This window comes from Agrococcus versicolor, assembly GCF_039531815.1.
GTDB lineage: Bacteria > Actinomycetota > Actinomycetes > Actinomycetales > Microbacteriaceae > Agrococcus > Agrococcus versicolor.
Genome location: NZ_BAAAQT010000006.1, coordinates 673944 through 695208, shown reverse-complemented (window position 1 = coordinate 695208; position 21265 = coordinate 673944). Strand labels below are relative to the sequence as shown.

The window sequence follows — 21265 nt, the reverse complement described above, 5'->3', positions numbered from 1 at the left end:
TCGGCTGAGGGTCGAGGAGTCGGTCAGAAGATGCCCGGGATCACCTCCTCGGTGGTGCTGGAGAAGTCGGCCTCGCGTGCCTCGTAGTACGCGTTCCACGCGTCGGTCGCCCAGATCTCGGCGCGGTCGCCCACGCCGATGACCGTGAGGTCGCGCTCGAGGCCCGCGTACTCGCGGAGCGAGGTGGGGATCGTGATGCGGTGCTGGCTGTCCGGCGCCTCGCTCGAGGCCCCCGACAGGAACAGGCGCAGGAAGTCGCGCGCGCCGGCGCTCGTGAGCGGCGCCTGACGGATGCGCTCGTGCACCTTCTGGAACTCGACCGCCGAGAAGACGTAGATGCACCGCTCCTGGCCGCGCGTGAGCACGATGCCCGACTCGAGGTCCTGGCGGAACTTCGCGGGGAGGATGACGCGGCCCTTGTCGTCGAGCTTCGGGGCGTAGGTGCCGAGGAACACTGCGCCCCCTCTCCGACCGGCCTGTGGTGGGACGTGCGTCCTGCACGTTCCTCCACCGTACTCCACTTTGCCCCACCTGGCGCGAGGAAACGGTCGCTTCCAGGGCGACTTCCCAGGAATGGCGCGGTGGAGCGCGGTGGAGGGACTGCGCGCGTCGCCGGGCACGACGATGCCCCGAGCCGCAGCTGCGACTCGGGGCGGACGGGGGACGGCGCGGGGCGCTCGGACCGCACACGGCGTCCGGACACGCAGAAGGCCGGCCCATCGGGCCGGCCTGAGATCTGCGGTGGAGCGGGGTGGAGGCTCCTGGCGCCTACTGCTGCTGGCGCTTGTCCCACTCCTCGCTCAGCCGCTCCATGAGCGACGAGCGGCTGCGGGCCTTCGGTGCGGCGCCGCCCTTCGGCGTGCTCGACGCCTCCTGCTCGCCCGGCTCGGCCGGCCGCGAGGCCGTGAGCGCGAGCATCGCGCCGGCGACCGCGAGGCCGAAGCCCGCGACGCCCACGAGGGCGATCTGCACGACCACGCCCACGACGACGACGGCGAGGCCCGCGGCGAGGAGGGCGATGCCCAGCGCGACGCGCGTGTAGTTGACGGTGCGGGGGCCCGACGACGTCGTGACGATGTCGGCCTCATGCTTGTAGAGGTTGCGCTCCATCTCGTCGAGAAGGCGCTGCTCCTGCTCGCTCAGCGGCATGTGTTCCCCCCAAGGACTCCTGGAGGGCGAGTCTATGCCCTGCGACTGTCACTAGGCTATGCGTGTGTCGCCTGGCTCCCGCTTCTCCAAGGCGGTCGATGCCCGCATCGGCGCCTTCCTCTCCGCACGTCGCGCCGCCGCGACCGCGATCTCCCCCGACCTCGCCCCCGTGCTCGACGCCGTGGACGCGCTCACGACCGGCGGCAAGCGCATGCGCGCGGGCTTCCTGCACTGGGGATGGCACGCCGTCGCGGCCGCTCGGCCCGGCGCGCCGCGCACGACCGGCAGCCCCGAGGATCCCGAGTGGGAGGCAGTCGTGTCGATGGCCTCGGCGGTCGAGATCTTCCACGCCGCGGCCCTCGCGCACGACGACGTCATGGACTCCTCCGACACCCGCCGCGGCGCACCGAGCGTGCACCGCAGGCTCGAGGGCGTGCACCGCGCCAGCGAGTGGCGCGGCCGCGCGGAGTCGTTCGGCGTCAACGGCGCCATCCTCGTCGGCGACCTGCTGCTGGGCTGGGCCGACGACCTCGCGCGCGCAGGCGCCGGGGCGCTCGGGCCCGAGCGAGGGCCCGCCGCGATGGCCGTGTTCTCGACGATGCGCGAGGAGGTCGGCCTCGGCCAGTTCCTCGACGTGCTCGAGGAGGCCGCCTGGGTGCGGCAGGACCCGGCGTCGCTGCTGCAGCGCGCGCACACCGTCGCCGTCTACAAGTCGGCGCGGTACTCGGTCGAGGCGCCGCTGCTCATCGGCGCGACGATGGCGGGTGCGAGCGAGACGCAGCTCGAGGCGCTCAGCGGCTACGGCGTGCCGGTCGGCACGGCCTTCCAGATGCGCGACGACATCCTCGGCGTCTTCGGCGATCCCGTCGTCACCGGCAAGCCCGCGGGCGACGACCTCCGCGAGGGCAAGCGCACCGTGCTCGTCGAGCTCGCCCGCAGGCAGCTCTCCCCCGGCGTCCGTTCGATGCTCGACGAGCTGCTCGGCGACCCCGGCCTCGACGCCGTGCAGATCGCGACGCTGCAGCGCACCATCGCCGATGCCGGCGCCCTCGAGCAGCTCGAGACGATGATCGACCGCGCCGTCGGCGGCGCGCTCGAGGCCCTGCGCGACGCCGAGCTCTCGCGCGGCGCCGTGCTCGAGCTCGAGCGGCTCGCCGCGGCGGCCGCGCGCCGCGACAGCTAGCGACGCGGCGACGTCGCCCGACCGCGCGTCGAGCGCGCGGGCTCGTCGCGGCTCAGGCCAGGGCCTGGGCGATCCTGCGCACCTCGGCCTTGCGACCGGCGCGCAGCGCCGCGATGGGGCTCGTGCCGAGCGAGGGCTCGTCCTCGAGCAGCCACGCGACGATCTCGTCGTCGTCGAAGCCGACGTCGCCGAGCAGCATCGCGGTGCCGCGCAGCTCGCCCATCGGGGCGTGGTCGGCGAGGAAGACCTCGGGGACCACGAGCACGCCGTCGTGACGCGTCGCCGGGAGCGCGCGCTCCTCGACGAGGCGGCGGATGCGTGAGGGGCTGAGCCCCATGCGGTCGACGAGGTCGGGGATCGTGAGCCAGGCGGTGTCCACGAGACCAGTGTGCCGTGTCCTCCGCGTGCCCGCACGACGCAGCGCCGTGCTGCCTCTACGCTCGCCTCGTGCCTCCGCCGCTCGACGATCCGCTCATCGGGCGCCTCGTCGACGGCAGGTACCAGGTCGACGACCGCATCGCGCGCGGCGGCATGGCCACCGTGTACGTCGCGACCGACCTGCGGCTCGACCGGCGCATCGCGATCAAGGTCATGCACCCGCACCTCGCCGACGACGACCAGTTCCGCGAGCGGTTCATCCAGGAGGCTCGACAGGCCGCGCGGCTCGCGCACCCGAACGTCGTGAACGTGCTCGACCAGGGCGAGGAGCCCGGGCTCGCCTACCTGGTGATGGAGCACATCCCCTCCATCACGCTGCGCGACCTGCTGCTCGAGCGCGGTCGCGTGCGCCCCGAGCAGGCGCTGCAGGTGCTCGAGGCCGTGCTGGCCGGGCTCTCGGCCGCGCACCGCGCCGGCATCGTGCACCGCGACATCAAGCCCGAGAACGTGCTGCTCGCGCACGACGGTCGCATCAAGATCGCCGACTTCGGCCTCGCGCGCGCCGCGACCGCGAACACCGCCACGGGCAAGGCGCTGCTGGGCACGATCGCCTACCTCTCCCCCGAGCTCGTCACCCGCGGCGTCGCCGACGCCCGCAGCGACATCTACGCCGTCGGCATCATGCTGTTCGAGATGCTCACGGGCAAGCAGCCGTTCACGGGCGAGCAGCCGCTGCAGATCGCGTACCAGCACGCGCACGAGCAGGTCCCGGCGCCCTCGACGCTCGAGCCCTCGATCCCTCACGCGCTCGACCTGCTCGTGCACTGGTCGACGCACCGCGACCCGAACCTCCGACCGGCCGACGCCGGCGAGATGCTCGAGGAGGTCGTGCGCGTGCGCTCGGGCGAGCGCTCGACGACGAGCGCGCACACCCGCATGCTGCCCGTCACGGCGCCCGATGCCGAGACGACGGTCGTCGAGGCGGCGCGCGAGCCGCGCGGCGAGCAGCCGCGCCGCGAGCCGCCGCGCCGGGGCATCGTCGCGACCTCGGACCTCCCCTCGCTCGACACGGGCGACGTGCCGCCCGCGGCGCGCGCGCTGCAGCGCAAGGCGCAGGCGCGTCGACGGCGCGGCTGGGTGCTCCTCGCCCTCGTCGTCGTGCTCGCGCTCCTCGCCGCCGGCGCCGGCTGGTGGGTCAACGACGGCCCCGGCGGCCGCACGACCGTGCCCGAGGTCGCGGTGGGCTCGAGCATCGTCGACGCGACGGCGGCGCTCGAGGCCGCCGGCCTCGTCGTGGCCGACGCGACGCAGGGCGAGTTCACCGCCGACGTCCCCGTCGACGGCGTGCTGCGCACCGATCCCGCCCCGGGCGCCGAGCTGCCGCGCGGCGCCGCCGTCACGCTCGTCGTGTCGCTCGGCATCGAGATGCTCGCCGCCCCGCAGCTCGACGGCACGCCGCTCGACGCGGCGCAGGGCGCGATCGAGGGTGCGGGCTTCGCCTACGCCGGATCGCTGCCGATCTTCGACGACGCCGACGCCGGCACGGTCGTGACGGCATGGATCGACGACGGCCAGGGCACCGCCGTGGCATCCCAGCCGCAGTGGCCCCGCGGCCAGCGCATGCTCGTCGTCGCCTCGCGCGGTCCCGCGCCGACGCTCATCGGGCTCGACCAGGCGAGCGCGCAGACCGTGCTGCAGTCGGTCGGCCTCACGCTCGGCGCCGTCGAGACCGAGGCGAGCCGCGACGTGCCGGAGGGCGAGATCATCCGCTCGGTCTATCCGGAGGGCGCGAACCCCGACTCGGGCGCCGCCGTCGGCATCGTCGTCTCGAGCGGCGTGCCGCAGGTGCAGATCCCCGCCGACATCCTGTCCCGCTCGCTGCCGGACGCGCAGGCGACGCTCGAGGGGCTCGGCTTCGTCGTCACGCTCGACACCAACGTGCCAGGACCGCTGCAGTCGATCGTGCAGCCGACCGCCGTGAGCCCCGAGGCGGGTGCGACGGTCGACGAGGGCTCGGCCGTCACCCTCACCGCGCAGCTCTGAGCGTCGCGACCCGCCGCGACCGCCACGGACGACGACGGGCCGGCCCTCGCGGACCGGCCCGTCGTCGTGCACGCGGGTCAGGAGATCGCGCGGAGCTCCTCGGCGACGAGGAACGCGAGCTCGAGCGACTGCATGTGGTTGAGGCGCGGGTCGCACAGCGACTCGTACCGGCTCTCGAGCGCGGCCTCGTCGATGTGCTCCGAGCCGCCGAGGCACTCGGTGACGTCGTCGCCGGTGAGCTCGACGTGCAGGCCGCCCGGGAAGGTGCCGACGGCGCGGTGCGCCTCGAAGAACCCGCGCACCTCGTCGACGACGTCGTCGAAGCGCCGCGACTTGTAGCCGTTGCGGGTCGTGATGCCGTTGCCGTGCATGGGGTCGGTGATCCACACGGGCGTCGACTCGAGCGACTTCGACGCCTCGAGCAGCGCGGGCAGCGCGTCGCGGATGCGACCGGCGCCCATGCGCGTGATGAACGTGAGGCGGCCGGGCTCGCGGTCGGGGTCGAGCCGGTCGACGAGGCGCTCCATGTCGTCGGGCGTCGTCGACGGGCCGAGCTTCACGCCGATGGGGTTCCGCACCCGCGAGAAGAAGTCGACGTGGGCGCCCTCGACCTCGCGCGTGCGCTCGCCGATCCACTGGAAGTGGCTCGACGTGTCGTAGGCGAGCCCCGTGCGGGAGTCGACGCGCGTCATCGGGCGCTCGTAGTCGAGCAGCAGGCCCTCGTGACCCGTGTAGAACTCCACCGCGCGCAGCTCGTCGAAGTTCGCGCCCGCGGCCTCCATGAAGCGGATGGCGCGGTCGATCTCGCCCGCGAGCGCCTCGTAGCGCGCGTTCGCCGGGTTCTTCGCGAAGCCCTTGTTCCACGAGTGGACCTCGCGCAGGTCGGCGAAGCCGCCCTGCGTGAAGGCGCGCACGAGGTTCAGCGTCGACGCGGCCATGTGGTAGCCGCGGAGGATGCGCTGGGGGTCGGCCTCGCGCGACTCGGGCGTGAACGGGAAGCCGTTGACGATGTCGCCGCGGTAGGCGGGCAGCGTCACGCCCTCGCGCGTCTCGGTGTCGCTCGAGCGCGGCTTGGCGAACTGCCCGGCCATGCGGCCCATCTTCACGACCGGCATCGCCGCGCCGTAGGTGAGCACGACCGCCATCTGCAGGATCGTCTTCACGCGGTTGCGGATCTGGTCGGCCGTCGCGCCTGCGAAGGTCTCGGCGCAGTCCCCGCCCTGCAGCACGAACGCGTTGCCCGCCGCGGCCGCCGCGAGGCGGTCGCGGAGGATGTCGACCTCGCCGGCGAACACGAGCGGCGGCAGCGTCGAGAGCTCGGTGCGCACGGCTTCGATCGCATCGGCATCCGGCCACGCCGGCTGCTGCTTCGCCGGCAGCGAGCGATAGGCGTCGAGCCCGGCGACGAGGGCGGGTTCGGGGCTGATGGGAGCGATGGTCACGAGGGTCGAGTCTACGCGCGCGCCCGTGCCCCGCGGCGACCGCGGACGGTCAGGCGCGCGCGGCGCCCGCGCGCTTCGCCTTGGCGCTCGACGCGTAGACGTCGACGTACTCCTGGTCGCTCAGCTGCGCGAGGGCGTACATGATCTCGTCCGTGACCGAGCGCAGCACGAAGCGGTCGGTGTCGAGGCCGTAGTAGCGCGAGAAGTCGAGCGGCTCGCCGAAGACGATGCCCACCCGACCGACCTTCGGCACGATGCGACCGGTCGGCATGATCTTCTCGGTGCCGATCATGACGCACGGCACGACGGGCGCCTGGCCCTCGAGCACCATGCGCGCCACGCCCGTGCGGCCGCGGTAGAGCTTGCCGTCGGGGCTGCGCGTGCCCTCGGGGTAGATGCCGAGCACGTCGCCGCGCGCGAGCACCCGCAGGCCGGCCTCGAGGCTCGCCTCGCTCGCCTTGCCGCCCGAGCGGTCGATCGGCAGCTGGCCCGATGCCTGGAAGAACCAGCGCACGAGCAGTCCCTTGAGGCCGCGGCCGGTGAAGTAGTCGGACTTCGCCAGGAAGTAGATGCGGCGGCGCAGGATGAGCGGCATGAGCACCGAGTCGATGAACGACAGGTGGTTGCCGGCGATGATGACGGGTCCGGTCGCGGGGATGCCCTCGGCGCCCTTGATCCAGGGCCGGAAGACCGTGAGCACGTACGGGCCCACGATCCAGTGCTTCAGCAGCCAGTTGAACATCGTCGCCACCCCCGGCCGCCAACTCTAGTCAGCGCATGCCCGACGGCTCGGCATCTCGGGCGACGCGCGTCGCCCGCCGCCGCGCGCACGGCCGCGCCCCGTAGGATCGTGACGAGCCCTCATGTACGGAGCCGAAGGAGCCCCCGTGACCGACGCCGGCCAGATCCGACCTGTGCTCGTCGAGCCCGACCCGAATGCGAACACGTGCGATCTCCTGCGCGAGCGCATGCGGCAGACGCCCGACGCGCCCCTCTTCGCCGTGCCCGAGGGCGCCGGATGGCGAGACATCTCGACGCGGGAGTTCCACGCGCAGGTCATCGCCCTCGCCAAGGGCCTCGTCGCCGCGGGCGTCGAGCCCGGCGACCGCATCGGCATCATGTCGCGCGTCCGCTACGAGTGGACCCTCATCGACTTCGCCGTCTGGTACGCCGGTGCGATCCTCGTGCCCGTCTACGAGACGAGCGCCCCGAGCCAGATCCAGTGGATCCTCTCGGACGCGGGCGCGACGCGCGTCATCGTCGAGACCGCCGAGATGCTCTCGCGCCTCGACGAGGTGCAGGCCGACCTCCCCGGCATCGGCGACGTGTGGCGCATCGACTCGAACCACCTCGACGAGCTCGTCGCGGGCGGCATCGACGTGCCCGACGAGGAGATCGAGCGCCGCAGCAGGCTCGCGAACGCCGACGACGTCGCGACGCTCATCTACACGTCGGGCTCGACCGGCCGCCCGAAGGGCGTCGTCCTCACGAACGCGAACTTCGTCGAGCTCTCGCGCAACGCCGCGATCGATCTCCGCGAGGTCGTCTCGCTCGGCGCCTCGACGCTGCTGTTCATCACGACGGCGCACGTCTTCGCGCGCTTCATCGCGGTGCTCGCGCTCACCGCGGGCGTCAAGGTCGGGCACCAGCCCGACACGAAGCGCCTCGTCGAGTCGATGACGTCGTTCTCCCCCACCTTCCTCCTCGCGGTGCCCCGCGTGTTCGAGAAGGTGTTCAACGTCTCCGAGCAGAAGGCCGAGGCCGGCGGCAAGGGCAAGATCTTCCGCAAGGCCGCCGAGGTCGCCGTCGCGCACTCGAAGGCGACCGACGCCGGCAAGGTCCCGCTCGCCCTCGCGCTGCAGTTCCGCGTGTTCGACGCGCTCGTCTACCGCAAGCTCAAGGCCGCCCTCGGCGGCCGCGTGCAGTACGCGGTCTCGGGCTCGGCGCCGCTGTCGACGTTCCTCGGCCACTTCTACCGCAGCCTCGGCATCCGCATCCTCGAGGGCTACGGCCTCACCGAGACGACGGCGCCGGCGACGGTCAACCGTCCCGACAAGTTCACGATCGGCACCGTCGGGCCCGTGCTGCCCGGCTGCGGCGTCGCGATCGCCGAGGACGGCGAGGTCCTGCTCGCGGGTATCAACATCTTCCGCGAGTACTGGAACAACCCCGAGGCGACCGCCGAGGCGTTCGACGGCGAGTGGTTCAAGACCGGCGACGTCGGCGAGCTCGACGCCGACGGCTACCTGCGCATCACGGGTCGCAAGAAGGAGATCATGGTGACGGCGGGTGGCAAGAACGTCGCCCCCACGGCGCTCGAGGACCCGATCCGCTCGAACCTCATCGTCGGGCAGGTCGTCGCGGTCGGCGACCAGCGCCCCTTCATCGGCGCGCTCGTGACGCTCGACACCGAGATGCTCCCGACGTGGCTCGCGAACCAGGGCCTCGACAAGGACATGCGGGTCGAGGACGCCGTCACGGACGCGGCGGTCGTCGCCGAGGTCACCCGCGCGGTGCAGGCGGGCAACGCGCTCGTCTCGCGTGCGGAGGGCGTGCGCAAGTTCGTCATCCTCCCCGTCGACTTCACGGAGGCGGGCGGCCACCTCACGCCGAAGATGTCGATCAAGCGCCACACCATCACGAAGGACTTCGGGGACGAGATCGAGCGGCTCTACGCCGACCAGTCGTACGGCGTCTCGGTGCCCTGACCCGCACCGTCGCGGCTCGCGCCGCGCAGCACGACGCCCCGGCGACCGCGAGGTCGACCGGGGCGTCGTCGCGTCGGCGTCAGAACCAGGCGGAGGCGCGGATGTCGGCCATCGCCTGCGCGCGGACGGCCTTGTCGAGCGTCTGCACGTACAGGCGACCGTCGAGGTGGGCGCACTCGTGCTGCAGCATCTGCGCCATGAGCCCGTCGCCCTCGAGCACGACGGCGTCGCCGTCGAGGTCGACGCCCTCGACGCGCGCCCACGGGTGCCTGGGGGTCGGGTAGCCGAGGTTCGGCACCGAGAGGCATCCCTCGTCGACGAGCTCGGGCTCGCCGCGCACCTCGACGAGCTCGGGGTTCAGCACGTAGCCGACCTCGCCGTCGACGTTGTAGCTGAAGGCGCGTGCGGCGACGCCGATCTGGCAGGCGGCGACGCCGGCCCTGCCCGGCAGGCGCACGGTGTCGACGAGGTCCTCGACGAGGGCCCGCGTCGACGCGGCGGCGGGGTCGACGGGCTCGCCGGGCGTGCGCAGCACGGGATCTCCGAACACGCGGATGTCGCGCACGGTCATCGCAGCTCCTTCTCGGCGTCGAGCAGCACGTTCTCGATCACCTCGGTCAGGGCGGGGTGGGGCCAGTACAGGCTACGCGCGAGCCCGTGCACGCCGCGTCCCGCGCTCGCTGCGAGCACGAGCGGCTGGATGAGGATCGCCGCGTGCGGGCCGATGACGTGCGCACCGAGGATCGTGCCGTCGCGGGAGACGACGAGCCGGGCGAACGACGACTCGTCCTCCATCGCCCAGCCGTAGGCGGTCGAGCCGTAGGCGCGATCGACGACGACGGCGTCGGCGGGCGCATCCTGTCCTCGCGTGCCGAAGGACGCGACCTCGGGATGCCCGAAGACGGCCTGCGGCACGGGCGAGAGCAGATCCTCGGTCGGGATGCCGCGCAGGTTGTCGCGCACGACGCGCGCCTGCTCGTTCGCCACGTGCTTCAGCTGATGCGCGCTCGTGACGTCGCCGAGGGCGTAGACCCCCTCGACGACCTCGCCGCCGGCGAGCACGCGCATGCGGGAGTCGGTGACGAGCCTGCCGTCGTCGTGCGTGTCGAACAGCGCGTCCGCGCCGAGCCGGTCGGCGTTCGGCACGCGACCCGTGGCGTTGAGCACGAGCCCTGCCTCGAGGGTGCGGCCGTCGTCGAGCGTCACACGGCGACCGCCGCTCGTCGCCTCGACGCCGACGACCGTGCGGCCGCGGAGCACGGTCCAGCGACTCGCCGCGGTCTCGGTGGCCAGGCGCGAGACGGCCTCGTCCTCGCCCGAGAGCACGCGCTCGCCGCGCAGCACGAGCGTGATCTCGACGTCGAACGCCGACAGCACGTGCGCGAGCTCGACGGCGATCGCGCCGCCGCCGACGATCACGATCGACGCCGGCAGCGTCGGCACGCGCATGATCGTGTCGGACGTGTGGACGAGCTCGGGATCGACACCCGGCAGGTCTCGCGGGCGGGAGCCGGCCGCGACGACGAGCCGCTGGGCGCGGATCCGCTCCCCCGACGCGGTGACGAGCGTGCGCGCATCCACGAGCTCGACCGCCTCGCGCACGACGTGCACGCCCTCCTGCCCGAGCCGCCAGCGCTCGCTCGCGGCGGCGTTGCCGTCGATGCGCCCGAAGACGCGCTCCTGCACGGCGTGCCAGTCGGCGCTCGCCGAGCCGGTGATGCCCAGGTGCGCCGCCGAGCGGACCGCCTCGACGACGTCGGCCGGGTGCACGAGCATCTTCGTGGGGATGCATCCGCGGTTCAGGCACGTGCCGCCGAAGGCGGGGGCGTCGTCGACGATCGCGACCGCGCGACCCGCCCACTCGCGGCCGACGATGGCGTTGCCGCTGCCGGACCCGACGATCGCGAGCTCGACCTCGATCATGCGATCACCGCGATGAGATCCCCTGCCTCGACCGGACGGGTGCCCTGGATGGCGAGCCGCTGCACCGTGCCGGCGACCTGCGCCGTGATGGCGGCCTCCATCTTCATGGCCTCGATCGTCGCGACGGGCTGGCCGACCGCGACCTCGTCGCCCTCGGCGACCGTCACGGTCACGGCGCCCGCGAACGGAGCGGCGACGTGGCCCGGCTGCGAGGAGTCGGCCTTCTCGACGGCGGCCTTGTCGACCGTGACGCTGCGGTCGCGCACGTAGACGGGGCGCAGCTGGCCGTTGAGCACCGTCATGACCGTGACCATGCCGTCGTCGCCGGGCTGGCCGATCGCCTCGAGCGCGACGTTGAGCGTCACGCCCGTGCCGATGCCGACCCGGTGCTCCTCGCCGGGCTGCATGCCGTAGAGGAAGTCGATCGTGTCGACGACCGAGAGGTCCCCGTACTCGTCGCGCAGGGCCTGGAAGTCCTTGGTCGGTCCGGGGAACAGCAGGGCGTTGAGGGCCTGCTGGCGGTCGACGCCGGGCTCGACGAGCGACGCGCGCTGCTCGTCGGTGAGCTCGGTGACGCCGACGCGCACCGTGCGGCCCTCGAGTACCTTCGTGCGGAAGGGCTCGGGCCAGCCGCCCGGCAGGTCGCCGAGCTCGCCGGCCATGAAGCCGATGACGGACTCGGGGATGTCGTACCGACCCGGGTTCTCCTCGAAGTCGGCCGGGTCGACGCCCTGCGCGACGAGCTGGAGCGCGAGGTCGCCGACGACCTTCGACGACGGCGTGACCTTCGTAGGGCGTCCGAGGATGCGGCTCGCCTCGGCGTACCAGTCCTCGATGCGCTCGAAGTCGTCCGCGAGGCCGAGCGCGATGGCCTGCTGGCGGAGGTTCGACAGCTGCCCGCCGGGGATCTCGTGCTTGTAGACGCGGCCCGTGGGGCCCGGCAGGCCCGACTCGAACGGCTTGTAGAGCCTGCGGACGGCCTCCCAGTAGGGCTCGAGGTCGGACACCGCCTGGAGGTCGAGGCCCGTGTCGCGCTCGGTGTGCGCGATCGCGGCGACGAGGGCCGACATCGGCGGCTGGCTCGTCGTGCCCGCCATGGCGGCCGATGCGACGTCGACGGCGTCGACGCCTGCGGCGGAGGCCGCGAGGAGCGTCGCGAGCTGGCCGCCGGCGGTGTCGTGGGTGTGGAGGTGCACGGGCACGTCGAACTCGGCGCGCAGCGCCTCGACGAGCCGCGACGCGGCGCCGGCGCGCAGCAGGCCCGCCATGTCCTTGATCGCGAGGATGTGCGCCCCTGCACCGACGATGCGCTCCGCCAGCCGCAGGTAGTAGTCGAGCGTGTAGAGGTCCTCGGCCGGGTTCATCAGGTCGCCCGTGTAGCAGAGCGCCACCTCGGCGACCGTCGAGCCGGTCTCGAGCACGGCGTCGATCGCCGGGCGCATCTGGTCGACGTCGTTGAGCGCGTCGAAGATGCGGAACACGTCGATGCCCGTGCGCGCCGCCTCGTCGACGAACGCCGTCGTGACCTCGGTCGGGTACGGCGTGTAGCCGACGGTGTTGCGCCCGCGCAGCAGCATCTGGATCGGCAGGTTCGGCATGGCCTCGCGCAGCGCGGCGAGACGCTCCCACGGGTCCTCGCCGAGGAAGCGCAGCGCGACGTCGTACGTCGCGCCGCCCCAGGCCTCGACCGAGAGCAGCTGCGGCGTGAGGCGCGCGACGTGCGGGGCGACGGCGACGAGGTCGGCGGTGCGCACGCGCGTCGCGAGCAGCGACTGGTGCGCGTCGCGGAACGTCGTGTCGGTGACGGCGAGGGCCGTCTGGTCGCGGAGCGCCTTCGCGAAGCCCGCGGGGCCGAGCGTCAGCAGTCGCTGCCTGCCGCCGTCCGGCGCAGGCACGTCGAGGTCGACTGCCGGCAGCTTGAGCGACGGCTGGATGACGCCGTCGGCGGTGCCGTTGGGCGTGTTGACCGTGACGTCGGCGAGCCACGACAGCACCTTCGACGCTCGGTCGCGCGACGGGGTGATGCGCGTGAGCTCCGGGTGCTCCTCGATGAAGTGCGTCGAGACGTCGCCCGCACGGAACTGCGGGTCGTCGAGGAGGTTGAGCAGGAAGGGGATGTTCGTCGCGACGCCGCGGATGCGGAACTCGCTCACGGCGCGGTGCGAGCGCGTGATCGCCGAGGCGAGGTCGCGGCCGCGGCACGTGACCTTCGCGAGCATCGAGTCGAAGTGGGGGCTGATCTCGGCGCCGGGGTTGATGGTGCCGCCGTCGAGGCGGACGCCTGCGCCACCCGGAGAGCGGTACGCCGTGATGCGGCCGGTGTCCGGACGGAAGCCGTCGGCCGGGTCCTCGGTCGTGACGCGGCACTGCACCGCGAAGCCCCGCATCGAGATGTCGTCCTGCAGCAGGCCGAGGTCGGCGAGCGACTCGCCGGCCGCGATGCGGATCTGCGACTGGACGAGGTCGACGTCGGTGATCTCCTCGGTCACGGTGTGCTCGACCTGGATGCGCGGGTTCATCTCGATGAAGACGTGCTCGCCCGCGCGCTCCCCCGCCGTGTCGAGCAGGAACTCGACCGTGCCGGCGTTGACGTAGTCGATCGAGCGCGCGAAGGCGACGGCGTCGCGGTAGAGCTCCTCGCGCTTCTCCTGCGAGAGGTTCGGCGCCGGCGCGATCTCGACGACCTTCTGGTGCCGGCGCTGCACCGAGCAGTCGCGCTCGAACAGGTGCACGGTGCCGCCCGTGGCGTCGGCGAGGATCTGCACCTCGATGTGGCGCGGGCGCACGACGGCCTGCTCGATGAACATCGTCGGGTCGCCGAAGGCCGAGTCGGCCTCGCGCATGGCCTGCTCGAGCGCGGGCCGCAGCTCGTCGCGCGTCTGCACGAGGCGCATGCCGCGCCCGCCGCCGCCGGCGACGGCCTTGCAGAAGACGGGGAAGCCGATCTCGTCCGCACCGGCGACGAGCTCGTCGAGGTCCTTCGACGCCGGCGTCGAGCGCAGCACGGGCACGCCGGCCGCGATGGCCTGCTCCTTGGCGGTGACCTTGTTGCCCGCCGAGGCGAGCACCTTCGCGGGCGGGCCGACGAACGTGATGCCCGCCTCGGCGGCAGCCGTCGCGAGGCGCGGGTTCTCCGAGAGGAATCCGTAGCCGGGGTAGATGGCGTCGGCGCCCGACTCGCGCGCGACGCGCACGATCTCGTCGACGTCGAGGTACGCGCGCACCGGGTGCCCGGGCTCGCCCACCTGGTACGCCTCGTCGGCCTTCTGGCAGTGCAGCGAGTTCCGGTCCTCGTGCGCATACACGGCGACGGTGGTGATGCCGAGCTCGTTGGCGGCTCGGAACGCGCGGATCGCGATCTCTCCGCGGTTCGCGACGAGGATCTTGCGGAACATGGGTCTCCCAGGGATCGATCGGAAGGGGGGCCTGCCAGCGCGGCTTCCCACAGTAGTCGGGGTAGGCTCACCTACCGTGCACGTCCTCTCGATCAGCTCACTGAAGGGCGGCGTCGGAAAGACGACCGTCACGCTCGGCCTCGCCTCGGCGGCCTTCGCGAAGGGGCTCCGCACCCTCGTGGTCGACCTCGATCCGCAGTCGGACGCGTCCACAGGCATGGACATCGACGTGCAGGGCCGCCTCAACGTCGCCGACGTGCTGGGCAACCCGCGCGACAAGATCGTGCGGCAGGCCATCGCGCCCTCCGGCTGGACCGAGGGCCACGGCGGCACGATCGACGTGCTCATCGGCAGCCCCTCCGCCATCAACTTCGACGGGCCGCACCCGACGATCAAGGAGATCTGGCGCCTCGAGACCGCCCTCGCGACGGTCGAGACCGAGTACGACCTCGTGCTCATCGACTGCGCCCCGAGCCTCAACGCCCTCACGCGCACCGCGTGGGCTGCGTCCGACCGCGTCATGGTCGTCACCGAGCCCGGCCTGTTCTCGGTCGCCGCCGCCGACCGCGCGCTGCGCGCGATCGAGGAGATCCGTCGTGGCCTCAGCCCGCGCCTGCAGCCGCTCGGCATCGTCGTGAACCGCGCACGGCCGCAGTCGCTCGAGCACCAGTACCGCATCCAGGAGCTCAAGGACATGTTCGGGCCGCTCGTGCTCGAGACGATCCTGCCCGAGCGCACGTCGATGCAGCAGGCGCAGGGCGCCGCGCGTCCCCTCCACGTGTGGCCGGGCGAGGGTGCGCAGGAGATGGCGCTCCAGTTCGACGAGCTGCTGCAGCGCGTGCTCGACGCCGCTGCCGCGAGCGGCGACGAGGCTGCCGCCGGCGGACGCGTGCCCGCCCCGACGGCGGCGATCGACGCGTCGAGCGCCGCAGCCGTCGAGGACGCCGAGGCCGAGGCGACCGGCGAGGACCTCCAGGAGGAGCGCCGCGACTGACGCGACGCACCCGAACGCGAGCGAGGCGCCCACCGATCGGTGGGCGCCTCGCTCGCGTTCGGGCTGCGGGAAGGGTCAGGAGGCCTTGGTGCGTGCGGCGCGACGAGCGGCGAGCTCGTCCATCAGGGGCTCGACGGGCGTGGTGTCGAGCTCGATGAGCTCGCTCTGCACCTCGCGGACGACGGTGCCCACGGCGATGGCGAAGACGCCCTGGCCGCGGTCGAGGAGGTCCATGACCTCGTCGGCCGACGTGACGAGGTAGACGCTCGCGCCGTCGGAGACCAGGCGCACCTGCGCGAGGTCGCCCACGCCCTCGTCGCGCAGGCTCGCGACGGCGACGCGGATCTGCTGCAGCGAGATGCCGGTGTCGAGCAGGCGCTTGACGAGCTTGAGCACGAGGATGTCGCGGAAGGCGTAGAGGCGCTGCGAGCCGGAGCCCTGCGCGTTGCGGATGCTGGGGACGACGAGGTCGGTGCGCGCCCAGTAGTCGAGCTGACGGTACGTGATGCCCGCGGCCTTCACGGCATCGGCGCCGCGGTAGCCCTGCACGTCGACGTCGTCGGGCAGGCCGTCGGTGAAGAGCATCCCCGAGTCGTATCGGGGAGTCGTCTCGTTCTCGGCCATCGTGCGCCCTTCTGAACCTTCAAGCAGGAGTTGAACCTTCGACTCGAAGCCTAGAGAGCCGCGGGGCGAGGACCGCGCAGGGTGCGTCGGCGTGTCGGGCTCTTGGGTGGGGAGTCTACGCCCGACCGCCGACGATCAGCGGGTGATGCGCTCGATCGCGTCGCGACCGAGCACCTCGCGGATCGACGCGATCTGCCCGGCGATGTCGCGCGCGGCCTCCGCCGCCTTGGGCTTGCCCTCGCCCCGACGCCCGAGCACGGGGCGCACGGCGCTCTCGATGAGCGATGCCTCGCGGTCGGCGGAGGCGCGCATGCCGCGCAGGTGGCGCGGCTCGATGCCGAAGCGCTGCAGCTCGACGAGCGCCCGCACGACCCGCACCGCCTGCTCGTCGTACGGCTCGGCAGCCGGCACGAGGCTCGCGGCGATCGCCTCCTGCACGAGCGTGCGCGATGCGCCGGTCGACGACTCGAGCTCGCGCCGGGCGAGCCTACGGTCGACGCGGAGGATGCTCGGCCCGTCGGAGACGACGTTGCCGGCCGTGAAGGGCAGGACCTCGCCGGCGTCGACCTGCTCGAGGTGGCCGAGGATGACCTTGAGCGGCAGGTAGTGGTCGCGCTGCAGCGTGAGCACGTAGCGCACGCGCTCGACGTCGGCCGCCGAGAACTTGCGGTAGCCGCTCGGCGTGCGCGACGGGGCGACGAGGCCTTGGTCCTCGAGGAAGCGCAGCTTCGACGGCGCGAGGTCGGGGAACTCCGGCGTCAGGCGCGCGAGCACCTGGCCGATCGAGAGGAGGGTCGTCTGCGAACGGGACGAGGACTGGGAGCGCGGCGATGCCTGCGCGCTCATGAGGCCGATCCGACGTCGTGACGGGATGCGTAGAACGTGAGGCGGAACTTGCCGACCTGCACCTCGGTGCCGTCGCGCAGCGGCGCGCGCTCGACGCGCTCGCCGCCCGAGTACGTGCCGTTGAGCGAGCCGAGGTCGCGGACCTCGAAGGAGCGGTCGGACCGCGTGAACTCGGCGTGACGGCGCGACACCGTCACGTCGTCGAGGAAGATGTCGGCGTCGGGGTGACGACCGGCGACCGTGACGTCCTGGTCGAGCAGGAAGCGCGCGCCCACGTCGGGGCCGCGGCGCACGATGAGCAGCGCGGAGCCGGACGGGAGCGCCGCGACGGCCTCCTGCTCGTCCTGGCCGACGCCGGCCATCATCGAGGCCAGCTGCTGCTGGTAGTCCTGCCCCCACGACTGGGTGCTGTCGCCGTCGCGCGTTGCGTCGTCGCGATCGCTCATGCCGCCTCCAGGGTGGTGATCGGCCCGGTCAGGGCCTCAGGTTCGAGTGCAGGTTCAGACTACGCGATCGTCCTGGACGCGCCGCCCGTGCACCCGAGGGATGCCCGGCACTCTACGTCACCTTCCCTGCACGACGCCACGTCACGGCCAGCCGGCGAGCCGACGCAGGAGCGCCGCCGTCGCCGCCGCGGCGAGCACGACGACGAGGAAGGGCACGCGCAGCCGGTAGAGCACGATCGCGAGCGCGACGGCGGGCACGCGCGCGTCGAGCACGAGCGCCGTGCCCGTCGCGAGGGTCTGCACCGCGACGAGCGCCGCGAGGAGCGAGACGGTGACGAGCTCGAGGATGCGCCGCGGCCGCGGGCCCTCGAGCCGCTCGGCGGGCGCGAGGTGGCCGAGCACCTTCGTGCCCGCGACCAGGATCGACGCCAGCAGGATCACGTGCCACGTCGTCATGCCGCCGCCTTCGTGGGGCGTGCGCCGAGCCAGTCGGTCCAGCCGACGACGAGCGCGACCACGACGGCGACCAGGACGGGGATGCCCGCGGGCAGGGCCGGGACGAGCGCCGCCGCCACGACGGCGCTCGCCACGCCGACCGCGACGGCCTGCCGCGAGCGCAGGCGCGGCCACAGCAGGCCGACGAACGCGGCGGCGGCCGCCGCGTCGAGGCCCCACATGCGCGCGTCGCCGAGCACGTCGCCGACGAGGGCGCCCGCGAGGGTCGTGAGGTTCCAGCCGAGGTAGATGCCGACGCCCGTGACCCAGAAGCCCACGCGCCGCGCACCGAGGTCGGTCTGCGCGAGGGAGACGGCCGTCGACTCGTCGATCGTGAGGTGCGCCGCGAGGATGCGCATGGGTCCGCGCACGCCGAGCCACGGCCGCACGCTCAGCCCGTACAGCGCGTTGCGCACGCCGAGGATCGCCGCGGAGGCGACGGCCGTCGCGGGCGCTCCCCCGCCGGCGATCACGCCGACGAGCGCGAACTGCGAGCCTCCGGAGAACATCAGCAGGCTCAGGGCGCACGTCTGCCAGACGTCGAGGCCGCTCGCGACCGACAGCGCACCGAACGAGATGCCGTACGCGGCCGTCGCGATCGCGACCGAGATCCCCTGGCGGATCGCGCGGCGCTCGTCGACGGAGCGCGGCGGTCGGGTCACCTGGCAAGCCTAGGCTCGGACGCATGGGCGATCTGGTGGTGGGCGACGACGGGCTCGCCCGACCGGCGTGGACGTCGCAGGACGCGATGCTGCGCGACTACTACGACACCGAGTGGGGCTTGCCGGTGCGCGACGAGCGCGGCGTCTTCGAGCGGCTGTCGCTCGAGGCGTTCCAGTCGGGGCTGTCGTGGCGCACGATCCTCGCGAAGCGTCCCGCGTTCCGGGCGGCGTTCGCGGGCTTCGACCCCGACGTCGTCGCGGGGTTCGGGGACGCCGACGTCGAGCGCCTGCTCGGCGACGCCGGCATCGTGCGCAACCGCCGCAAGATCGACGCGACGATCGGCAACGCGCGCGCGACCATCGCGCTGCGAGACGCCGGCGGCCTCGCCGAGCTCGTGTGGGCCGCCCGTCCCGCCGTCACGCCCGCGCCGCGCACGGCCGCCGAGGTGCCCACGACGAGTCCTGAGTCGATCGCGCTCGCGAAGACGCTGCGCGCGGCGGGCTTCGCCCACGTCGGCCCGACGACGATGCATGCGCTCATGGAGGCGATCGGCATCGTCGACACCCACCTCGTCGGCAGCCACCGTCGCGGCTCGAGCGGCGTCTGGGCCTGACGCATCGCCGCGTCGGGGCCGACGCGGATCATCCGTCCTCGACGGCCGCTGCGGCACGGGATGCGTCGCGCTCCCGCCCCAGATGCGCCACGAGCGCCTCGAGCGAGACGCCCGGGTGCCGTCGCGGCCGGAGGTCGCGCCGGATGCCGTCGAGCATCGCGTCGTCGTCGGGCACGGCGAGCCCGCGCGTGCCGCAGAGCTCCCGCAGGGCATCGCGGTAGGCGTCGGCGAGCTCGTCGGCGGCAGCGGGATCGACGGCGAAGGCGTCCGCGACGAGCGCCGCGAACGAGGGCCCGGGTCCGCCGCCGGCGCCGTTCCCGATCGCGGTCGCCGTGGCCTCGGCGTGGTCCTGGCCCGCCGAGAGCAGCAGCTGCCCGTAGTGGTCGCGGTCGATCGTGACGGTCGCCATGCCCCAGTGTGATGCCCCATCGGCGCGCGGCGCGAGGGCGTGGTCCCATCCGGTCTGCGGACCTCGCATCACGGCTGGGAGTCCGCGGCGGTCGACTCGTCGAGACCCTGCTCGTCCGCGGACCGGCGCTCGCTCCGCGCGAGCAGGACCGCGGCGACGACGCCGCCGATCAGCAGCACGACGGCGATCGCCGACGCCCACTCCCGTCCCGCACCCATCTGCAGCGCGACGACGACGGCGAACCAGATCCCTGCCGCCGGGAGGACGATCGCGAGGTCGACGCCGCGCGGCAGGATGTGGCCCGGCCGGGTGAGCCGCTCGATGACCCACGCTGGCACGAAGAGCAGCGTGTTGACGACGAGCACGGTGACGAGCCCGGTCCACGGAGGAACCTCGACGGAGAGGTCGGGCACGATCGCGGCGGCCCCCGCCAGCAGGGCGAACAGGATGACGCGAGCGCCGACGCCCCAGGGCGTCGTGCCCCAGCCGCACCTGCTCCCCCACCTCCAGAACGAGATGCCCGGCACCGCTCGCTCCCGCTCCTCACCGAACGGGCCCGACGATCGGGGTGGGCGTGCCCGTGCGGCGACGATCCACCGCGTGCCCGCCGACACGGCGAGCAGCACGCCGACCGTGACGCTGGCGATGCCGAGCACGGTCCCGCGAGCGAGCGTCGTCGTCACGAGGCCGAGGACGACGAGCGCGATGCCGGCGACGAGCAGCGCCGCTCGACGATCATCCATTGCGAGCCTCTCCCGGAAGTCGGACATCCGATGCATCGGTCGAGAACGTTCGGCAGGGGTAGCGCGCGGAGGCTCCGGTGACGCCTGAAGGGATACCAACGCGCATCCCCGTGCGCTTCGGGTCCGGAGGGCTCTCGGGGTGGCGGCGAAGGTAGGCGGCGTAGGCGAAGGTGCAGAGGAGTCCGACCGTTCCGAGTGCGATGAGGACCCAGAGCAGGGTGTCCATGGCGCCGATCCTTCCTGTCGCTCCTGGCTGTGCGCTGGATCACTGTCAGCCTCCATCGCGGGCTTCGGAATCGGCGACCTAGAAGACCGTGATCGAGACGATCGACAGAAGGCTTGCCCCGAGCGCGCACAGGATGCTGGCGAGCAACGTGGCACGCATCTGATCGGGGATGCGTCCATCCGAGCCGCGGCTGCGCACCACCAGGACCGCGAGGATGACGGCGAACAGCGCGAACGCCAGAGCCGTCCCGATGACCAGGCCGGGCACGAGGGCCGTGAGGATCGACATGCCTGGACGCTGACAGTCGAGCCTGGGAGACAGTCCCGTCACCGCCTCGTCATCGTGCTGCGCGCAGCGACGAGTGCTACGTTCCGCCCATGGATCTGTCGCTCGTCGCGGTCAGCGCACTCGGCATCGCTGGCTCGCTTGCGCTGCTAGCCAGTGGCGTCCTGGGCGTGTATCGGATCGTCATCGATCGACGACTCATACCGCAACAGCGAATCGTGCTCCTTGTCGCTGCAGTCCTGCTCTTTCCCATCGGCGGCCTGGTCTGGCTCGCGGCCAGCGATCTGATCGTCGCGGCGCTGGGTTCGATGAGCGCGAGGGTACGGAGCGCATCGCTTGGGGCCCGCTTCCCCACGTGAGAGCACGAGAGGAACTCCTTGAGCGCAGGATCAGGTGAACGCTCGCAAGCGTCCGAAGTCGTCGTCTGGACCTGCGCTGGCGTTGCGACGTCTCTGTGCGTCGCGCTGATCCAAGCGACGACGGTGCTGCTGATCAATGGGCAGACGCCTCCGGAGAGGATCCTCGGAGGCATGTTGATCTACGCGTGGCTCTGGGCTCCCACGGTGCTCGTCGGACTCGCCGCGGGTGCGGTGTCCGGGGCTCTCAGCGACGCGATCTCGACACGGCTTGGGCGCCGGCAAACGCACATCGTTGCCGGAGCGACCTTGACCTGCAGCTTCATCGTTCTCGTACGAGTCGC

At 72.6% G+C, this 21265-nt stretch carries 22 protein-coding genes; 6 read left to right on the top strand and 16 right to left on the bottom strand.

The window, feature by feature from the left end:
* Positions 1-23: 23 nt before the first annotated feature.
* Positions 24-455, bottom strand: a complete 432-nt coding sequence (gene mraZ / locus ABD249_RS11665; protein WP_344343712.1) for a division/cell wall cluster transcriptional repressor MraZ — start codon at positions 453-455, stop codon at positions 24-26.
* 313 nt (positions 456-768) lie between these two features.
* The gene (locus ABD249_RS11660) at positions 769-1149 is read right to left on the bottom strand and encodes a DUF3040 domain-containing protein (protein ID WP_344343710.1); all 381 of its coding nucleotides are present in this window, start codon (positions 1147-1149) and stop codon (positions 769-771) included.
* 64 nt (positions 1150-1213) lie between these two features.
* Here ABD249_RS11660 and ABD249_RS11655 point away from each other — a divergent pair, with 64 nt between their 5' ends.
* Positions 1214-2332 (top strand): polyprenyl synthetase family protein, encoded by a 1119-nt coding sequence (locus ABD249_RS11655; protein ID WP_344343708.1) that lies wholly within the window; start codon positions 1214-1216, stop codon positions 2330-2332.
* A gap of 52 nt (positions 2333-2384) precedes the next feature.
* On the opposite strand, the gene ABD249_RS11650 is transcribed toward ABD249_RS11655, so the two are convergent.
* The gene (locus tag ABD249_RS11650) at positions 2385-2711 is read right to left on the bottom strand and encodes an Rv2175c family DNA-binding protein (RefSeq protein WP_344343705.1); all 327 of its coding nucleotides are present in this window, start codon (positions 2709-2711) and stop codon (positions 2385-2387) included.
* A 152-nt stretch (positions 2712-2863) separates the two neighbouring features.
* Between ABD249_RS11650 and ABD249_RS11645 the strand changes: the two genes are divergently transcribed.
* Positions 2864-4753 carry a Stk1 family PASTA domain-containing Ser/Thr kinase gene (locus ABD249_RS11645; protein ID WP_425546330.1) on the top strand — a complete coding sequence of 630 codons (1890 nt, stop codon included), beginning with the start codon at positions 2864-2866 and terminating at the stop codon, positions 4751-4753.
* A gap of 77 nt (positions 4754-4830) precedes the next feature.
* Here the strand turns inward: ABD249_RS11645 and ABD249_RS11640 are convergent, their stop codons facing one another.
* Together ABD249_RS11640 and ABD249_RS11635 are read right to left on the bottom strand one after the other, a co-directional pair.
* Positions 4831-6195 carry a class II 3-deoxy-7-phosphoheptulonate synthase gene (locus ABD249_RS11640; protein WP_344343701.1) on the bottom strand — a complete coding sequence of 455 codons (1365 nt, stop codon included), beginning with the start codon at positions 6193-6195 and terminating at the stop codon, positions 4831-4833.
* A gap of 49 nt (positions 6196-6244) precedes the next feature.
* The gene (locus ABD249_RS11635; protein WP_344343946.1) at positions 6245-6937 is read right to left on the bottom strand and encodes a lysophospholipid acyltransferase family protein; all 693 of its coding nucleotides are present in this window, start codon (positions 6935-6937) and stop codon (positions 6245-6247) included.
* Positions 6938-7082: 145 nt separating this feature from the next.
* Between ABD249_RS11635 and ABD249_RS11630 the strand changes: the two genes are divergently transcribed.
* A complete protein-coding gene (locus ABD249_RS11630; protein ID WP_344343699.1) occupies positions 7083-8903 on the top strand; it encodes an AMP-dependent synthetase/ligase in 1821 nt (606 codons plus the stop codon).
* A 79-nt stretch (positions 8904-8982) separates the two neighbouring features.
* Here the strand turns inward: ABD249_RS11630 and ABD249_RS11625 are convergent, their stop codons facing one another.
* The 3 genes from ABD249_RS11625 to ABD249_RS11615 are packed head-to-tail and all read right to left on the bottom strand — an operon-like array spanning position 8983 to position 14221.
* Positions 8983-9474: a peptide deformylase gene (locus ABD249_RS11625; RefSeq protein ID WP_344343697.1), complete on the bottom strand. Its 492-nt coding sequence runs from the start codon at positions 9472-9474 to the stop codon at positions 8983-8985.
* Positions 9471-10826 carry an FAD-dependent oxidoreductase gene (locus ABD249_RS11620; RefSeq protein ID WP_344343696.1) on the bottom strand — a complete coding sequence of 452 codons (1356 nt, stop codon included), beginning with the start codon at positions 10824-10826 and terminating at the stop codon, positions 9471-9473. Before ABD249_RS11620 ends, ABD249_RS11625 begins: the two co-directional genes overlap by 4 nt.
* A complete protein-coding gene (locus ABD249_RS11615; protein ID WP_344343695.1) occupies positions 10823-14221 on the bottom strand; it encodes a pyruvate carboxylase in 3399 nt (1132 codons plus the stop codon). The genes ABD249_RS11620 and ABD249_RS11615 overlap by 4 nt, the downstream gene beginning before the upstream one ends.
* 76 nt (positions 14222-14297) lie before the next feature.
* Here ABD249_RS11615 and ABD249_RS11610 point away from each other — a divergent pair, with 76 nt between their 5' ends.
* Positions 14298-15215, top strand: coding sequence for a ParA family protein (locus tag ABD249_RS11610; RefSeq protein ID WP_344343694.1), 918 nt, complete (start codon positions 14298-14300; stop codon positions 15213-15215).
* A gap of 75 nt (positions 15216-15290) precedes the next feature.
* Here ABD249_RS11610 and ABD249_RS11605 read toward each other — a convergent pair whose 3' ends face one another.
* The 5 genes from ABD249_RS11605 to ABD249_RS11585 form a co-directional block, all read right to left on the bottom strand.
* Positions 15291-15839: a MerR family transcriptional regulator gene (locus ABD249_RS11605; protein ID WP_344343692.1), complete on the bottom strand. Its 549-nt coding sequence runs from the start codon at positions 15837-15839 to the stop codon at positions 15291-15293.
* A 135-nt stretch (positions 15840-15974) separates the two neighbouring features.
* On the bottom strand, positions 15975-16685 hold the full coding sequence (gene ftsR, locus ABD249_RS11600) for a transcriptional regulator FtsR (RefSeq protein WP_344343690.1): 711 nt from the start codon (positions 16683-16685) through the stop codon (positions 15975-15977).
* Positions 16682-17131: an FHA domain-containing protein gene (locus ABD249_RS11595; RefSeq protein WP_344343688.1), complete on the bottom strand. Its 450-nt coding sequence runs from the start codon at positions 17129-17131 to the stop codon at positions 16682-16684. The genes ftsR and ABD249_RS11595 overlap by 4 nt, the downstream gene beginning before the upstream one ends.
* A 141-nt stretch (positions 17132-17272) precedes the next feature.
* Positions 17273-17587, bottom strand: a complete 315-nt coding sequence (locus ABD249_RS11590) for an AzlD domain-containing protein (RefSeq protein ID WP_344343686.1) — start codon at positions 17585-17587, stop codon at positions 17273-17275.
* Positions 17584-18288 (bottom strand): AzlC family ABC transporter permease, encoded by a 705-nt coding sequence (locus tag ABD249_RS11585; protein WP_344343684.1) that lies wholly within the window; start codon positions 18286-18288, stop codon positions 17584-17586. The genes ABD249_RS11590 and ABD249_RS11585 overlap by 4 nt, the downstream gene beginning before the upstream one ends.
* 23 nt (positions 18289-18311) lie before the next feature.
* Between ABD249_RS11585 and ABD249_RS11580 the strand changes: the two genes are divergently transcribed.
* Positions 18312-18902: a DNA-3-methyladenine glycosylase I gene (locus ABD249_RS11580; protein ID WP_344343682.1), complete on the top strand. Its 591-nt coding sequence runs from the start codon at positions 18312-18314 to the stop codon at positions 18900-18902.
* A gap of 28 nt (positions 18903-18930) precedes the next feature.
* Here the strand turns inward: ABD249_RS11580 and ABD249_RS11575 are convergent, their stop codons facing one another.
* The 3 genes from ABD249_RS11575 to ABD249_RS11565 all read right to left on the bottom strand — a co-directional run bounded on the left by ABD249_RS11575 (position 18931) and on the right by ABD249_RS11565 (position 20568).
* Positions 18931-19311, bottom strand: coding sequence for a hypothetical protein (locus ABD249_RS11575; RefSeq protein WP_344343680.1), 381 nt, complete (start codon positions 19309-19311; stop codon positions 18931-18933).
* 68 nt (positions 19312-19379) lie between these two features.
* Positions 19380-20054 (bottom strand): hypothetical protein, encoded by a 675-nt coding sequence (locus ABD249_RS11570; RefSeq protein ID WP_344343678.1) that lies wholly within the window; start codon positions 20052-20054, stop codon positions 19380-19382.
* A gap of 304 nt (positions 20055-20358) precedes the next feature.
* Positions 20359-20568, bottom strand: a complete 210-nt coding sequence (locus ABD249_RS11565; RefSeq protein ID WP_344343676.1) for a hypothetical protein — start codon at positions 20566-20568, stop codon at positions 20359-20361.
* 89 nt (positions 20569-20657) lie between these two features.
* Here ABD249_RS11565 and ABD249_RS11560 point away from each other — a divergent pair, with 89 nt between their 5' ends.
* Positions 20658-20924, top strand: coding sequence for a hypothetical protein (locus ABD249_RS11560; protein WP_344343674.1), 267 nt, complete (start codon positions 20658-20660; stop codon positions 20922-20924).
* Positions 20925-21265 lie beyond the last annotated feature (341 nt).